Annotated in this window: 13 protein-coding genes; 10 read left to right on the forward strand and 3 right to left on the reverse strand. The window is 66.5% G+C overall.

Annotation, left to right across the window (positions count from 1 at the left end; all coding sequences use genetic code 11):
• Positions 1 to 268: 268 nt before the first annotated feature.
• From AB4Z10_RS00510 to AB4Z10_RS00535, 6 genes are all read left to right on the forward strand, one after another.
• The gene (locus AB4Z10_RS00510; RefSeq protein WP_441468407.1) at positions 269 to 1,405 is read left to right on the forward strand and encodes an ABC transporter substrate-binding protein; all 1,137 of its coding nucleotides are present in this window, start codon (positions 269 to 271) and stop codon (positions 1,403 to 1,405) included.
• A gap of 125 nt (positions 1,406 to 1,530) precedes the next feature.
• The gene (locus AB4Z10_RS00515; protein WP_441468408.1) at positions 1,531 to 2,409 is read left to right on the forward strand and encodes a branched-chain amino acid ABC transporter permease; all 879 of its coding nucleotides are present in this window, start codon (positions 1,531 to 1,533) and stop codon (positions 2,407 to 2,409) included.
• Positions 2,406 to 3,413 carry a branched-chain amino acid ABC transporter permease gene (locus AB4Z10_RS00520; protein WP_441468409.1) on the forward strand — a complete coding sequence of 336 codons (1,008 nt, stop codon included), beginning with the start codon at positions 2,406 to 2,408 and terminating at the stop codon, positions 3,411 to 3,413. The genes AB4Z10_RS00515 and AB4Z10_RS00520 overlap by 4 nt, the downstream gene beginning before the upstream one ends.
• Positions 3,410 to 4,153, forward strand: coding sequence for an ABC transporter ATP-binding protein (locus AB4Z10_RS00525; protein ID WP_441468410.1), 744 nt, complete (start codon positions 3,410 to 3,412; stop codon positions 4,151 to 4,153). The genes AB4Z10_RS00520 and AB4Z10_RS00525 overlap by 4 nt, the downstream gene beginning before the upstream one ends.
• Positions 4,154 to 4,253: 100 nt before the next feature.
• Positions 4,254 to 4,991 carry an ABC transporter ATP-binding protein gene (locus tag AB4Z10_RS00530; RefSeq protein ID WP_441468411.1) on the forward strand — a complete coding sequence of 246 codons (738 nt, stop codon included), beginning with the start codon at positions 4,254 to 4,256 and terminating at the stop codon, positions 4,989 to 4,991.
• Between the two features lie 197 nt (positions 4,992 to 5,188).
• Positions 5,189 to 6,313: a zinc-dependent alcohol dehydrogenase family protein gene (locus AB4Z10_RS00535; RefSeq protein ID WP_441468412.1), complete on the forward strand. Its 1,125-nt coding sequence runs from the start codon at positions 5,189 to 5,191 to the stop codon at positions 6,311 to 6,313.
• Here AB4Z10_RS00535 and AB4Z10_RS00540 read toward each other — a convergent pair.
• The gene (locus AB4Z10_RS00540; RefSeq protein WP_441468413.1) at positions 6,303 to 7,502 is read right to left on the reverse strand and encodes an MFS transporter; all 1,200 of its coding nucleotides are present in this window, start codon (positions 7,500 to 7,502) and stop codon (positions 6,303 to 6,305) included. The genes AB4Z10_RS00535 and AB4Z10_RS00540 overlap by 11 nt on opposite strands.
• 48 nt (positions 7,503 to 7,550) lie before the next feature.
• Here AB4Z10_RS00540 and AB4Z10_RS00545 point away from each other — a divergent pair, with 48 nt between their 5' ends.
• A complete protein-coding gene (locus AB4Z10_RS00545; RefSeq protein ID WP_441468414.1) occupies positions 7,551 to 8,078 on the forward strand; it encodes an Lrp/AsnC family transcriptional regulator in 528 nt (175 codons plus the stop codon).
• Between the two features lie 153 nt (positions 8,079 to 8,231).
• Here the strand turns inward: AB4Z10_RS00545 and AB4Z10_RS00550 are convergent, their stop codons facing one another.
• Positions 8,232 to 9,665, reverse strand: a complete 1,434-nt coding sequence (locus tag AB4Z10_RS00550; RefSeq protein ID WP_441468415.1) for an aldehyde dehydrogenase family protein — start codon at positions 9,663 to 9,665, stop codon at positions 8,232 to 8,234.
• Positions 9,666 to 9,868: 203 nt separating this feature from the next.
• Here AB4Z10_RS00550 and AB4Z10_RS00555 point away from each other — a divergent pair, with 203 nt between their 5' ends.
• Positions 9,869 to 11,014, forward strand: a complete 1,146-nt coding sequence (locus tag AB4Z10_RS00555; protein ID WP_441468416.1) for a CaiB/BaiF CoA transferase family protein — start codon at positions 9,869 to 9,871, stop codon at positions 11,012 to 11,014.
• 10 nt (positions 11,015 to 11,024) lie between these two features.
• Here the strand turns inward: AB4Z10_RS00555 and AB4Z10_RS00560 are convergent, their stop codons facing one another.
• Positions 11,025 to 11,651 (reverse strand): glutathione S-transferase family protein, encoded by a 627-nt coding sequence (locus tag AB4Z10_RS00560; protein ID WP_441468952.1) that lies wholly within the window; start codon positions 11,649 to 11,651, stop codon positions 11,025 to 11,027.
• A gap of 112 nt (positions 11,652 to 11,763) precedes the next feature.
• On the opposite strand from AB4Z10_RS00560, the gene AB4Z10_RS00565 reads away from it, so the two are divergent.
• Both AB4Z10_RS00565 and AB4Z10_RS00570 read left to right on the forward strand, forming a co-directional pair.
• Positions 11,764 to 13,734: a bifunctional 2',3'-cyclic-nucleotide 2'-phosphodiesterase/3'-nucleotidase gene (locus tag AB4Z10_RS00565; RefSeq protein WP_441468417.1), complete on the forward strand. Its 1,971-nt coding sequence runs from the start codon at positions 11,764 to 11,766 to the stop codon at positions 13,732 to 13,734.
• 125 nt (positions 13,735 to 13,859) lie between these two features.
• On the forward strand, positions 13,860 to 15,803 hold the full coding sequence (locus tag AB4Z10_RS00570) for a putative bifunctional diguanylate cyclase/phosphodiesterase (RefSeq protein WP_441468418.1): 1,944 nt from the start codon (positions 13,860 to 13,862) through the stop codon (positions 15,801 to 15,803).
• The last annotated feature ends 30 nt before the right edge of the window (positions 15,804 to 15,833 follow it).

A 15,833-nucleotide genomic window follows, 5' to 3' on the forward strand; every position in this document is an offset into this window, starting at 1 on the left:
GAACATCTCCGCAATCCCGCTGCCTTGCCGGTATAGGTCACATATCGCGGCGGCCTCATCAAACGGATCGCCGCCAGCCGATGTCAGTGGCGCGCTCGACCGGACGGCTCGCGTCGCCAGCGCTTCGCCCCTCTGGACATCCCGGCCCAAAGCCGCGCAATAAGCGAATGCTTGCGCTGCGTCAGGGCTCGCCCTGCCCAGCAACGCGAGACGCTCTCGTCGATGGAACGAGCCGGCGAAGAAAAAACGGCTTGGGAGGAATGTGGATATGAAATCGCTCTGGGTCATGGCCGCCGCGCTCGGCGCCGCCCTCAGCCTGCCCGCACAGGCGCAGGACAAGGTCAAGCTGGTCGACGTCATCGAATTGTCGGGTGCGGGCGCCGCCGCCGGCACCAACTGGAAGAACGGCGCAGATATGGCCGCCGCCGACATCAACGCGAAGGGCGGCATCCTCGGCAAGCAGGTCGAGATCGTCCATTACGACACGCAGACCAACCCCGGAAACACCCGCGCCGCCGTGCAGCGTGGCATCGACGAAGGCGCCTATGCGATCCTCGGCCCGATCTTCTCCGGCCCGATCGGCGCTTCCATGCAGATCTCGCAGCGCGCCGAAGTCGCCCAGATCGTCGGCGGCGAGGCGGCGGGTTTCACCCGGCAGGGCAACCCCTACATCTTCCGCACCTCGATCAGCCAGGCGGCTGCGATGCCGAAGATCGCCAAGTACATGAAGGACACGCTCAAGGCCGGTTCGATCGCCCTGGTCTGGGTCAACAACGACTTCGGCAAGGGCGGGCGCGACACCATCCTGCCCGAGCTCGAGAAGGCCGGCATCAAGGTCGCCGCCGACGTCTCGACCGAGCAGGGCCAGGCCGATTTCACCGCCGATGCGATCAAGGTGAAGAACGCCAATGCTGATGCCGTCTTCGTCTATCTGAACGAGGAGGAGAGCGCCCGCTTCCTGCGCGCCGCCAAGCAGCAGGGCATCACCAAGCCGATGATCGGCGAGACGACGCTGCTCGGCGCCAAGGTGCTGGAACTCGCGGGCGACGCCGCCAACGGCGCCAAGGGCCATGTCGGCCTCTCGACGGATGCGCCGATCCCTGCCTTGCAGGAGTTCGGCAAGCGCTATCGCGAGAAGTACGGCTTCTCCTCGGACCATAACGGCATCAAGGGCTACATGGCCGTCTTCATGGTGAAATGGGCGACCGAGAAGCAGAAGAAGTTCGACCCGAAGGGGCTGGCCGCCACGCTTCGCGGCGCGACCATCAAGGCGAGCGAGGAGCCGGGCATCCTGATCGACACCGTCATCGAGCAGAACGGCGATCTCGACCGCGAGAGCTTCCTCGCCGAGGTGGTGAACGGCAAGCAGGTGATCAACACCACCCTGCCGAAGATCAACCCGTAAAGTCCGAACGTCATTCCCGGGCGACGCGAAGCGCCGACCCGGGAATCTCATGACGAGAAGGCTGGTTTCCGAAATGGCCGGGTCAAGCCCGGCCGTGACGCCAGTTGCCCGAGATAAAATCAGCCATGGCCGAATTCGTCGCCTATCTCATCGCCGGCATCGCCACGGGTGCGATCTACGCGCTCGCCGCGATCGGCTTCACGCTGGTCTGGCAGACCTCGCAGACGATCAACTTCGCGCAGGGCGAATTCGTCATGCTGCCGGCCGTGCTGATCCTGCTCGCGGTCAAGCTCTTCGGCCTGCCGCTCTGGGCCGGCGGCCTGATCGGCATCGCGGTCTTCCTGCTGATCTTCGGCGCCGGCTTCAAGCTCGTCGTCGTCGACCCGATGATCAAGCACGGTGTGCTGCCGCTCGCCATCGCCACCATGGCGCTGTCGATCATCATGAAGGAAGGCGCCAAGGACGGCTTCTCGGCGGAAGCGCAGAGCTTCCCGTCGCTTGTGCCGACGGACATGATCAACCTGCTGGGCGCATCGATCTCGCTGCAGCATGTCGCCATCATCGTCGTCGCCTTCGCGGCCATCGGCCTGCTGCAATGGTTCGTCGGCGGCACCAAACTCGGCCGGCAGATGCAGGCGACGGCGCAGAACCCGACGGTTGCGCGCATCCTCGGGATCCCTGTGGAGCGGATGGTGCTGCTCACCTTCCTGCTCAACGCCGCGCTCGCCGTCGTCGCCTCGCTGCTGATCTCGCCGATCTATCTGGCGAAGTTCTCGAACGGCGAGACCATCGGCCTCTTCGCCTTCATTGCCGCCATCGTCGGCGGCTTCAACCAGGTGCGCGGCGCGCTCGTCGGCGGCCTCCTGATCGGCGTCGCGGACTCGCTCGCCGCGGCTTATGTCTCGTCGCAGTATCGCCTGGCCGTGCCGCTGGTGCTGCTGGTCGCCATCATCCTGATCAAGCCGGAGGGACTGATGGGCCGCAAGGAGGAGCGCCGCATATGAGCGCCCCTGCCCTGCAAACCTCCGCCGCTTCGCCGCGCCGCCCCGCCCGCCGGATCGACGCTGCGCTGATCGCACTCGTCCTCGGTGCCGTCATCCTCTGGTTCGCGCCGGTTGGCATGGGCCGCTACGGCACCTATGTGCTCTCGCTCTGGCTGGTGATGAGCATCGGCGTGATGGGGCTCAACCTGACGCTCGGCTATGCCGGCCAGAGCTCGCTGGCACAGGCCGCGTTCATGGGGCTCGGCGCCTATGCCACCGCGATCCTGACGACGAAATACGGGGTGAGCTGGTACGCGGCCTTCGGCCTCTCGGGCCTGTTGACCTTCACTGTGGGCATCCTGCTCGGCTTCCCGGCGCTGCGTGTCCGCACGCATTACCTCGCCTTCGTGACACTCGCCTTCTCGACGTTGATCTGGCTCGTGCTGCGCAACGAGCAATGGCTGACCGGCGGCGTCTTCGGCATCTCCAACATCAACCGGCCCGAGTTCTTCGGCATCAAGCTGTTCGGCGCGCTGGAATTCCACCGCTTCGTCGTCGTCGTCACGCTGATCCTGTCACTGGCGCTCTGGTGGCTGATCCGCAGCCCCTGGGGCCGCGCCTTCACGGCGCTGCGTGAGAACCCGGTCCGGGCCGCGAGCCTCGGCGTCGATACCCGGGCCTACACGCTCCTCGCCTTCGCGATCGGCTCGGCCTATGGCGGCTTTGCCGGTTCGCTCTATGCACCGCTGGTCGAGTTCATCGACCCCTCCCCGTTCTCGCTGTCGCAGAGCCTGTTCCTGCTGCTGATGGTGGTGGCGGGCGGCGCGGGCTATCTCTTCGGGCCCTTCGTCGGCGCGCTGCTCGGCGTCGTGCTGCCGGAGTGGCTGCGCTTCGCCGGCTCGCTCTACCTCATCATCTTCGCGACGATCGTTCTGGCGCTGCTGATCGTCTGCCCGCAGGGCGTCAGCGGTCTCCTCGAGCGCGGCTGGGCGGCAATGCGGCGCAAGACGGGAGGGGCGCCATGAATCCGGTCCTCGAAGTCCACGACCTGCACAAGGCCTTCGGTGGCATCAAGGCCGTCGATGGCGTCTCCTTTTCGGTGAAGGAGGGCGAGATCCTCGGCATCATCGGGCCGAATGGCTGCGGCAAGTCGACCCTGTTCAACTGCATTCTCGGCCAGCTCGAACCGACGCAAGGCGCGGTGAAGCTCGACGGGCTGGATGTCACCAATATGCGCCCCTCCGCGCTCAACCGCCTCGGCGTCAGCCGCACCTTCCAGCTCCTGCAGGTCTTTCCCGAACTGTCGGTGCGCGAGAACCTGATCCTCGCCGGGCAGGAGCATCAGGGCTCCATGCTCGGCCGCCTCTTCGGCGCGCGCGATGCGGGGCTGTCGGAAAAGGCCGAACAGATGATCGGCTTCTTCAAGCTCGGCCATCTCGCCGAGGCCAAGGCCGGCGGGCTCTCCTATGGCCAGCAGAAGCTGCTCGACGCGGCGATGGCCTTCATGGCCGGGCCGCGCCTCGTGCTGCTCGACGAGCCGGCGGGCGGCGTCAACTTGACCATGCTGGGCGACCTGAAGGAGCGGCTGCGCGCCATCAACGCCGAACAGGGCGCGACCTTCGTGGTGATCGAGCACAACATGGACTTCGTGATGAGCCTGTGCTCGCGCGTGATCGTGCTGGCCGAAGGCAAGATGCTGGCCGAGGGCACGCCGGCCGAAATCCGCGCCAACCCGGCCGTGATCGAAGCCTATCTGGGGCACTAGGGAACGTCATGCTCGGGCTTGACCCGGGCATCTCCTGCAAGAGATTCTCGGGTCTGCGCTGCGCTTCGCCCGAGAATGACGCGGAAGAGGGCGACAAGGAATGACCACCCCCATCCTCGAACTCGACGGCGTGGTCGGCGGCTATGGCGCCATGACCATCCTGAACGGCACCAGCTTTGCGGTGAAGCGCGGCGCCATCACCACCGTCATCGGGCCGAACGGCGCCGGCAAATCGACCGTGTTCAAGGCGATCTTCGGCCTGCTTAAGCTGCGCGAAGGCCGCATCCGCTTCGACGGGCGCGACATCACCGGCTGGAACCAGCGGAAGCTCCTCGAAGCCGGCATCTGCTATGTCCCGCAGGGCCGCAACATCTTCCCGGAGCTTTCGGTGCGTCACAATATCGAGCTCGGCGCCGTCGCCGCCGGATCCGGCATCACCGACATGCCGCGGCGGCTGGAGGCGGCGCTCGACCGCTTCCCGGCTCTCAGGCGCAAGGCCGACGCGCAGGCCTCGACGCTGTCGGGCGGCGAGCAGAAGCAGCTCGAGATCGTGCGCGGCCTGCTGCTCGACCCCAAGCTCGTGCTGATCGACGAGCCCTCGATCGGCCTCTCGCCACTGATGGTGCAGGAGACCTTCGGCATCCTGAAGGACCTGCGCGCCAAGGGCGTCTCGATCCTGATGGTCGAGCAGAACGCCCGCTCGGCGCTGGAAATCTCCGACGAGGGGCTGGTGCTCGAACTCGGCCGCACGCGCATGCAGGGGCCGGCCGCGGAGATCCTGGCCGACCCGCGCATCGGCCAGCTCTTCCTCGGCGGCACATTGAGCGAAGTGGCCTGAGCCGCGCCCGAACACCCTCCCCGTCATTGCGAGCGCAGCGAAGCAATCCAGGGAGACCGGGTTGAACCGTTTGACCCAGTCACCTGGATTGCTTCGTCGCTTTCGCTCCTCGCAATGACGGGGAGGAGGCTCGCCTTTGACAGCGCTGCCCTCTCCTGTCGGGATAGGGCCTGATCACGAGACCGGAGCCTGCGCCCATGAAGATTCGCGCCGCCGTCCTGAACGCGAGCCCGGTTGCGGCTCCGTATGCGCAAAGCCGCCCGCTGCGGATCGAAGAGCTCGACCTCGCCCCGCCCGGCCGCGACGAGGTGCTGGTCAGGGTCCGCGCCGCGGGCCTGTGCCATTCCGATCTCTCGGTCATCGACGGCAACCGCCCTCGCCCCGTGCCGATGGTGCTCGGCCATGAGGCGGCAGGAGAGGTCGTCGAGACCGGCGAAGACGTAGACGATCTCAAGCCCGGCGACCGGGTGGTGATGGTGTTCGTGCCCTCCTGCGGGCATTGCGCACCCTGCGCCGAGGGGCGCCCCGCCCTGTGCGAGCCCGGCAACGCCGCCAACGGGCGTGGTGAGATGCTGGGCGGCGGTCGCAGGCTCTCGGTCCATGGGCAACCGGTGCATCACCATATCGGCGTCTCCGCCTTTGCCGAGCATGCGGTGATCTCGCGCCGCTCGCTGGTCAAGGTCGAGGCCGATATCCCGCATGAGATCGCCGCCCTGTTCGGCTGCGCGGTGCTGACCGGGGTCGGCGCGGCCGTGAACACGGCGCGGATCAAGGCCGGCGAGACGGTCGCGGTGGTCGGGCTCGGCGGCGTTGGGCTTTCGGCCCTGCTCGGCGCCATCGCCTGCGGCGCCTCGCGCGTCGTCGCCGTCGATCTCGCGCAGGACAAGCTCGATCTCGCGCTGGCGCTGGGCGCGACCGATGCGTTCAATGCCGCAGCTCCGGACGTCATCGAGACGATCAAGCAGGCGACGAAGGGCGGCGTCGATCACGGGCTGGAAATGGCGGGCTCCGTCAAGGCGCTCGACCTCGCCTACCAGATTACCAAACGCGGCGGCACGACGACGACGGCCGGCCTCGCCAACCCAACCCATACGCTCTCGCTCTCGCCGGTGAGGCTGGTCGCGGAGGAGCGGACGCTGAAGGGATCTTACGTGGGCTCATGCGTGCCCTCGCGCGACATCCCGCGCTTCATCGAGCTCTACCAGCGCGGGCGGCTGGCGGTGGACAAGCTCTGGACCAGTTCGGGCAGCCTCGACGAGATCAACGAGGGCTTCGATGCGCTGAACGAGGGCCGGACGATCCGGCACATCGTCAGGATGTGACGCGGCGCGCGGCGTTGGGTCGGGCCAGGCTGGCCGAGATCGCTGCCAGCAGCATCAGGCCCGCCGCCGCGACCGGCAGGGTGGCGAAACCAGCCGCCGTGTAGAGCGAGCCGAACGAGGCCGTGCCGATGAAGAGCGCAAGATAGGTCACGCCGCTGTTGAGGCCCATCACGGCGCCGCGACGAGCGGGATCGAGGGCGCCGAGGCGCATGATCAGCACGTTCAGCGCGAAATGGTTGGCGAGGCCCCAGAGGAAGACCGCTGCCAGCATCGACACATAGCTGCCGCTCGCCGCGCCGATGCCGAGATAGACGCACCCCACCGCCAGGAACATCGCCGGCAGGAAGCGCCCGGCATCGAAGCGGTCGATCAGCCCGTCGAGGAAAGCAGCCGCGCCGAAGCCGAGGCCATAGGTCAGCGCGAGCAGGCCGTTGGCGCTGAGCGAGAGACCGAGCGTGCGATGCAGATGGTCGCCGATATAGGCGTAGACGCCGTAGAAGGACGCCATGAAGCCGGCGCAGGCGATCAGCAGCGGCACCACGCCGGGCACGCGCAGTGCCGCGAGCGGAGAGGACGTCTTGGCCGAGGCAGGCAAACCCTGCAGCTTCATCGCCTGTGCGACCAGAAGCGCGAGTGCACCGGCAGCGGCGGCGAACGCATAAACGAAGCGCCAGCCGACGCTATCGGCCATCACCGCCGACAGCGAGACGCCCGCGACCATGCTCAGCGTCCAGCCTGAGAGCACGATGCCGATCGTGTCGCTCTCGCGCCCGGCCGGCGCGACCGCCGCCGCGAGCGTGTAGATCGACGGCAGCGCGACGCCCGCGGCGAGACCCGCCGCGAACTGGGCGCCGACCAGCATCGGCACGGCCGGCGCGGCGGCGCTGGCAGCCAGCGCGAGGGTGAAGAGGCCGAGCGCCACGCGCAACGTCAGCCCCGCGCCGAAGCGGTCGATCAGGCGTCCCAGCAGGATGGCGGCAAGCGCGGTGCCGATACCGAACGCGCCGGAGGCGGTCATCACGGCAGGTGTCTCGCGACCGAAACTCTCCGCCACCTGCGGCGCGATCGGCCCGAGCACGAGCGAATTCGAGCCGATGACAGCGATGCAGACACACAGCGCATAAGCCGCGGCCGGGATCCGAGCCGTCGGCAAAGCTGCACCAGAAGAGCGTTGATTGAAATTCGGCATAAGGTCAGAATGGCCGAACATCATTCGTGTTCAATTGGATTCAGAGCGATGGATAAAAAAACAGATGGCGTTCGGCGCGAACGCGCCACGGAGCGCTCGCTCGATGCGATGGACCGAAAGCTGTTAGCCGTTCTGGTCGAGGATGCGACGGAGAGCTATGCCCGCATCGGCGAGCGCGTCGGGCTTTCGCCCCCGGCCGCTCACGAGCGGATCAAGCGGCTGAAGCAATCGGGCGCGATCCGGCAGGTCGCAGCGCTGATCGAGCCGGCGGCGACCGGCAAGACCCTGCTCGCCTTCGTGCATGTCGACACCACCGGCTGGGGCAAGACGCCCGCCCTGATGGCGATCCGCGAGCATCCGGAGGTGGAGGAAATCCATTCCGTCGCCGGCGACACCTGCATGCTGCTGAAGGTCAGGACCGAGAGCACCCACGCGCTCGAAGGGTTGCTCGGGCGGCTCTACGACACGCCCGGTGTCAAGGCGACACGGAGCTATGTCGTTCTCTCGACCTATCTGGAACGGCCGGTGCAGCCCGGCGTGACGGCGAACTGGCCGAAGCCGTCTGCAGCTGAGTAGAACACCTCCTCCAGGCCGGTCATCCCGGGCGAGCGGAGAAAGCTCCGGGATCCATGCCTGAGCGCTTCCGAGGAAGGTTCAGGCATGGATCCCGGATCGGCGCCGCCAGGGGCGGCTTGTCCGGGATGACATGCAGTGAGGAGTGGAACTCCCTCAGCCGTGCTTGTGCACGATGGTCTTGGTCACCGCGAATTCCTCGAGCGCGATGAAGCCCTTCTCGCGACCATGGCCGCTCTTGCCGGTGCCGCCGAAGGGCAATTCGATCCCGCCGCCGGCACCATAGCCGTTGATGAAGACCTGGCCGGCGCGGACGCGCTTCGAGACGCGCTGCTGGCGCCCGCCATCCTTGGTCCAGACCGCCGCGACGAGGCCGTAATCCGTGCCGTTGGCGGCTTTGATCGCATCCTCCTCGTCGTCGAAGGGGAAGGCGGCGAGGACGGGGCCGAAGACTTCGTCCTGCTCCAGCCGGTTGCCGCGCGGCACGGGGCCGAACAGCGTCGGCTGGACGTAGAAGCCGCCATTCGGCACGCCCTGCGCGATCTGCCCCTGCGCGATCACCGGAATGCCGGCCTCGCGGCTCTGGTCGATGAAGCTCTGGACGCGGCCGCGCTGCTTGGCGTTGATCACCGGGCCGCAATCGAGGTCCATCTCCGGCGTGCCGGCCTGCAGCTTCGAGAACTGCTTGGCGACGGCAGAGACGACGTCGTCATAGATCGACTTCTGCACCAGCAGGCGGCTGCCGGCCGAGCAGGTCTGCCCGGTGTTCTGGACGATCGCCTTGCAGGCAATCGGCACCAGCGCGTCGAGATCGGCGTCCTCGAAGACGATCTGGGGGGACTTGCCGCCCAGTTCCAGCGTGCAGGGGATGAGATGCTCCGCGCAGGCGTGCTGCACCATCTTGCCGACCTCGGGCGAGCCGGTGAAGGACATGAAGCCGATGCCGTGATGCGAGGAGAGCGCAGCGCCCGCCTCATGGCCGCGGCCGGCAACGATGTTGATCGCGCCATCGGGGAAGCCGACCTCGCTAGCGAGCTCGGCGAGGCGGAAGGCGGTCGCGCAGGCGTCCTCCGCCGGCTTGAGCACCACGGCATTGCCCATGGCGAGCGAGGCGGTGAGCGAGCGGCCGATCATCTGCGCCGGATAGTTCCAGGGCAGGATATGGCCGGTGACGCCGTGCGGCTCGTGAATGACGCTGACGCTGTAGCCGTTCAGGAAGGGGATGACGTGGCCGTGCACCTTGTCGGCCGCGCCGCCATAGAACTCGAAATAGCGGATGGTGGCGTCGATATCGGCGCGGGCCTGGCTCATGGGCTTGCCGGTGTCGCGGGCTTCCAGCCCGGCGAGTTCGTCAAAGTGATCCTGCACCTTGAGCGCGAGCTTCGAGATCAGGCGCCCGCGCTCGGCTGCGGTGAGCTTGCCCCAGGCACCGTCGAAGGCGGCCCGAGCGGCCAAGACGGCGGCGTCGATGTCGGCGGCGTTGCCACAGGCGATGCGGGCGAATTCCTCGCCGGTGGCCGGGTTGAGCTTCGCGATGGTTTCGCCCGTCTGGCCAGCGACATAGCGGCCATTGATGAAATGTTGATTCATGTTCGTTCCCGATCGCTCTGGCCGAAGGCGCCGCCCCGGCGGAATCGGGCGCAAGCTGCCGGTTGGCGGCCTCCGGCGCAAGTCGGCGGCAGGCCGAGGCACCCCGCAACCGGCGCAGGGCCGGCCGGCGATGGCCGATTTGACAGGGCCGCGAGGCGCCGGTCTCCTCACGGCGCAATCGAAGGATGGAGTCTGGTTCGGCAATGACGCAGGCACTCGAGGGAATCGTTGTGGTCGCGCTGGAGCAGGCCGTGGCCGCGCCCATCGCGACCTGCAAGCTCGCGGATGCCGGGGCGCGCGTGATCAAGCTCGAACGGCCCGAGGGCGATTTCGCGCGCGGCTATGACGGCTTCGCCAAGGGGCAATCCTCCTATTTCGTCTGGATCAACCGGGGCAAGGAATCCTGCCGCGTCGACCTGCGACGGCCAGAGGATCTGGCGCTGGTCGAGGCGATGATCGCCTCCGCCGACATCTTCATCCAGAATCTCGCTCCGGGTGCCGCCGACCGGCTCGGCCTCGGCAGCGCCACGCTCCGCCAGCGTCACCCACGGCTGATCACCTGCGACATCTCAGGCTATGCGCCGGGCACGCAGCATGAGCGGCGCAAGGCCTACGACCTCCTGATCCAGGCCGAGTCCGGGCTCGCGGGGATCACCGGCACGGCCGATTCCGGCCCTTCGCGCATCGGCATCTCGATCGCCGACATCGCCACGGGTCAGGCAGCCTATGCCGCCATCCTGGAGGCGCTGCTGCGGCGGGCCCGCACCGGCGAGGGTTCCGCGATCGCGCTGTCGCTCTTCGACACGCTGGCGGAGCTGATGAACGTGCCCTACATCACCCGCCGGCATGGCGGGATCGAGCCGCTCCGCATCGGCCTCGCCCACCCCTCGATCGCGCCTTACGGCGTGTTCAAGCTCCTTGACGGCGAGGTGCTGATCTCGATCCAGAGCGAGCGGGAATGGCTCGTTTTCGCCCGCGACGTGCTGGAGAGCCCTGAGCTTGCGAGCGATCCGCGCTATGCTTCCAACGTCCTCCGGGCCGGGTCTCGCGCCGCGCTCGACGGCGAGGTGCAGACCCGCCTCGGCCGGCGCCGCTTCGCGGACGTCTCCGCCGCGCTCGACCGGCATGCAATCGCCTATGGCACGGTTTCGACCGTGGGCGGCCTGATCGCGCATCCGGCGGCCACGCCGGTGCCGGTGCCGACGCCGAACGGTCCGGTCGAAATGCTGGCACCGCCGGTCCTGATCGACGGCAAGCGCGTCGCGATGCGACCAGTTCCGGCGCTCGGCGAGCACGATGCGGCGTTGCGCGCGGAATTCGCGGGCGCCGTCACAGCGAGCGCCATCTGACCCGCCGCTTTCAAGCGGGCGGGGCAAAGGACTGGGAAACCTCGCGAAACACCGGCAATGCTTCGAGCGCCGCAGCATGCGCTCCCAACGCCGGTACATCCGCCTCATCGACAAAACCCGGATGCGCCTCCCTGATGAAGCGCAGCGAGACCGCGACGGCGATGTCGGCATGGCTCATCGAACCGCCGAACCAATAGGGAGAAGTCCGGCCTGCGCGGTCGCGCTCGAGTGCAGCGAGCGCCGAGATGATCTGGCAGCGGCAACGATCCGCCCAGACGGCCGAGACTTCCTCGTGAAGCCGCAACTCGTAGAACAAGCTGACGGCCTTCTCGGCTGCGCCCATGGCGAGCGCGACGACAGCCAGAATGTGGCGACGCCTCGGACCGGCGCGCGGGCAAAGAGCGCGGTCCTCCCCGGCCAGTTCATCGAGGCAGTCGATGATGCTGACGCTGTCGAACAGGACCTCGCCGTCGTCGAGCACCAGCGTGGGCACCCGCATCAGCGGATTGAAGGCGCGGACCCGGTCGCCTTCTCCGAAGACGGACCAGGGCCGATGCTCGAAGGCGAGGCCATAGAGCGCCAGCGCGATGCCGACGCGGCGCACGAAAGGCGAGTCGTACTGGCCGATCAGGATCATGGCGGGCCTCATTCATCATGTTCCGAAACAGCGGCGGGCCTGCATCTTTCCCCTGTCATGGGCTTGCCGCAATGCTACCGTCCTCCTCCGTTGCGCGAAGCGGGAGCAGGACATGGCACAGGGTCGTCGAGCGCGAGGTCATCATCTCAACCGGCGCGAGACGCTGAAAGCCGGAGCCGCGATTATCGCGAGCGCCGCCCTGCCCGCAGCCGCCCAGACGCCCGCGCGGCTCAAGCTGCGAGTGCTCGAAACCACCGATCTCCACGTCAATGTCGTGCCTTACGACTATTTCCGCGACGGGCCTGACGACACAGTCGGCCTCGCCAAGACCGCCAGCCTGATCAAGGTGGCGCAGGCCGAGGCGAAGAACAGCCTGCTCTTCGACAACGGAGATTTCCTGCAAGGCTCCTCGCTCGGAGACTACATCGCCTACAAGAAGGGGCTGAAGGCCGGCGAGACCCATCCGATGCTCGCCGCGATGAACGCCCTGCCCTATCTCTGCGGCACGCTCGGCAACCATGAGTTCAACTATGGGCTGGAGTTCCTCGATCACGGCGTGGCCAAGGCCGAGTTCCCGCTGGTCTGCGCCAATGTCGAGCGCGTCGGCGGCGGCGCGCTGGTCGATGCCTGGCGCTTGTTCGAGCAAAGCTTCGAGGATGAGGCCGGCAACCGGCATGTGCTGCAGATCGGCGTGATCGGCTTCGTGCCGCCGCAGATCATGCAATGGGACAAGGCGAACATCGACGGCAAGCTCGCCGCGACGGACGTCGTCGATGCGGCCGAAAGGCACCTGTCCGACCTTCTCGACGCCCAGCCCGATCTCGTCATCGCCCTCTGCCATTCCGGCATCGCCGGAGGCGAGCGGCGCGGCATGGAGGAGAACGCGGCGCTCCACCTTTCAAAGATCGAGGGCATCGACGTCATCCTGACCGGGCACCAGCATCTGGTCTTTCCGGGCGGCAAGGCCTTCGACGGCATTCCGGGCGTCGACAACGTCAAGGGCGCGCTCAACGGCAAGCCCGCCTGCCAGCCGGGCTTCTGGGGCTCGCATCTCGGCATCGTCGATCTCGAGCTGGAAAAGCGCGGGGAGCGCTGGAGGGTCGCAGACTTCAAGGTCGAAGCGAAGCCGATCTACGAGCGCACGCCGGATCGCAAGATCGTGCCCAAGGCCGCGGCCGAGCCGGCGATCCTGGCGACCGTCAAGGCCGACCACGAGGCGACGCTCGCCTATATGCGCGAGCCGGTCGGCAACACGGCATCGCCGATCAATTCCTATTTCGCCCTGGTGACAGACGACCCTTCGATCCAGATCGTCGCCGAGGCGCAGATCGCCTATGCCAAGCCGCTGATGGCCCAGACGCGCTGGAAGGATCTGCCGATTCTCTCGGCGGCGGCTCCGTTCAAATCGGGCGGACGCGCCGGCCCGTCCTTCTACACCGACATCCCGGCCGGACCGCTGGCGCTGAAGAACATCGCCGACATCTACCTCTATCCGAATACCGTGCAGATCGTGAAAGTCACCGGGGCAGAGGTTCGGGAGTGGCTGGAGCGCTCGGCCGGAATCTTCAACCGCGTCGATCCGGCGAAGGCCGAGGAACAGCCGCTGATCAATCCCGGCTTCCCGGCTTTCAACTTCGACGTCATCGATGGCGTCAGCTATCGGATCGACGTCACACAGCCCTCACGCTACGACAATGACGGCAAGCTCGTCGCGCCGAATGCGCGCCGCATCCTCGACCTCGCCTTCGCCGGGCAGCCGATCGACGAGCAAGCCATCTTCCTCATCGTCACCAATAATTACCGCGCCTCGGGCGGCGGCAATTTCCCGGGCACGCGGACGACGATCGTGCTGGAGGCACCGGACCTCAACCGCGATGTCATTGTCCGTCACATCGTCGGGAAAAAGGCGATCGAGCCGAAGGCGGACGGCAACTGGTCGCTGGCGCCGCTGCCAGCAGGCGTCAACGTCACATTCACGACATCACCGGCGGCGGCCGGCAAACTGCCGGCGAGCCTGAAGGCCGAGCCCGCAGGCGAGAATGCAGAAGGTTTCATGAAGTACCGACTTGAAGCAAAAGCCTGAATATTAAGCGGAATTTGCACAAATTATCGGCGAATCCTCAGAAATCACACACCGTTCCTTAACAGGTTTTTATCGAGAATGGAGTGTTCGTTGGGTCATTTGGACCTGATGACAGGGCGCTCCTCATGATCGTTGATGTTCATGAAAACGACATCGCGATGAAATCCGAACTGGTGGCAGCGCTTTACGCGACACCAGGCACGATTCTCATCGGCACCGTGACCGTCACGGCGGTCATGATCGCGGCCGGGTTTTTGACCGGCAACGATGCCGTTTTCTACGCGATGGCCGCCACGATGGTTGCGATCGGCTGCTTCCGCCACGTCTCGCACCATCACTACAAGTCCATCCATCTCGCATCCGCCAGCGTCGGCGATATCGACCGCCTCGAGAAGCTCGCAATGGCTGGTGCCTGGTCGACGGCCGCATTGATCGCGGCGTTCGGCGGCTATGCGGTCCTGCGCTACACACACGAACCCGTCGCAGTGCTCGCGGTTGCCCAGACGATCGGCTACCTCGCCGGCATATCCGGGCGCAACAGCTCGCGACCGGTGATCACGCGCGTGCAGGTTCTCGCGGTGGCGACGCCGTTCACGCTGGCCCTGCTCTGGACGAAGGACCCCGCCTATCTCGTCATCGCACTGTCGGTGGCGCTGACCGCCGTCCTGACATTCTCCAGCGCGCAAGTGATCCATCGGATCTTCCTCGCCCGGCTGCGCTCGACGCGCGAGCTGGAGCATCTCGCCGTCAACGACACGATCACCAGCCTCTACAATCGCCGAGGTTTCATGCGCGAGATCCGCACCTTGGCGGCCTCCGGTTGTCCCGTGACGCTGATCTCGATCGATATCGATCGCTTCAAGGGCATCAACGACAGCCTCGGCCACGATGTCGGCGACGCGCTGCTGAAGGCGGTGAGCGAAACGCTGTTTGCGGAACTCGGACCCAGCGACATCGCAGCCCGCACCGGCGGCGACGAATTCATGGTCGCGACCACGCGCAGCGCCGATGGCGCGACGGCGCTGGCGGCCCGGCTCGTCATGCTGCTCGCGAGCCAGCGCTTCATCAGCGGGCGACACGTCACGGCAACGGCCAGCATGGGTATCGCGCCGGCCGGTTGCGCGCCCTCGATCGAGGAGGCGCTGAAATGCGTCGACATCGCACTCTACCGCGCCAAGCTCGACGGCAGGAACCGCTTCGTCACGTATACCGCCGCCATTCGGGACGAGCGTGAAGACAGTCTGGCGCTCGAAACGGAGCTGCGGGAAGGGCTGCGGCGCGGCGAGTTCGAGCTGAATTTCCAGCCGATCTACAATCCGCGCTCAGGCTCGGCGACACTCGTCGAGGCTCTCCTGCGCTGGAATCATCCTCGTCGCGGCACGGTAACCCCCGAGATCTTCATTCCTCTGGCCGAGCGGACGGGCCTCATCACGGTGCTCGGCTCCTGGGCGCTCGGGGAGGCGATACGGACGGCGCTGTCATGGCCGCGCAGCGTCGGCGTCAGCGTCAATGTCTCGGCACGTCAGTTCGACAGCGGCCACGATCTCGTCGGCACGGTCGAGGCGCTGATCCGGATGAGCGGCATCGAGCCGGCACGGCTCACGATCGAGATCACCGAGAGTTCGCTGATCCACGACCCCGAGCACGTCGTCTCCCGGCTGGTCGCGCTGCGGAAGCTCGGCGTTCGGATCGCGCTCGACGATTTCGGCACCGGCTATTCCTCGCTGAGCTATCTGGCGCATCTGCCGATCGATACGATCAAGATCGACCAGGCGTTCACGCAGGAAATCGGCACCTCGCGAAAGGCCGATTCGCTGATGAACGTCATCACCCAGCTCGCCCATGACCTGGAATTACGCTTGATCGTCGAGGGCGTCGAAACGCGGGAGCAGCTCGATATCATCAAAAAATACGCCGTCCATGGCATTCAGGGGTTTGTTTTCGCTCGGCCGATGACAGCGGAGGAATTGCTGCCCATGATCGGTACTCGTGTAGCGACGGGACGGACGAGGGCAGCGCGCTCACGCTCCGGCTGGCGCAAGTCGGTTCGCTTCAGCCAGGTTGCCTGAAACGCTCCGGTCGCAGACGTCCGCGCGAGC

The organism is Allobosea sp. RAF48 (genome assembly GCF_052114025.1).
In the GTDB taxonomy this organism is placed as follows: Bacteria; Pseudomonadota; Alphaproteobacteria; order Rhizobiales; family Beijerinckiaceae; genus Allobosea.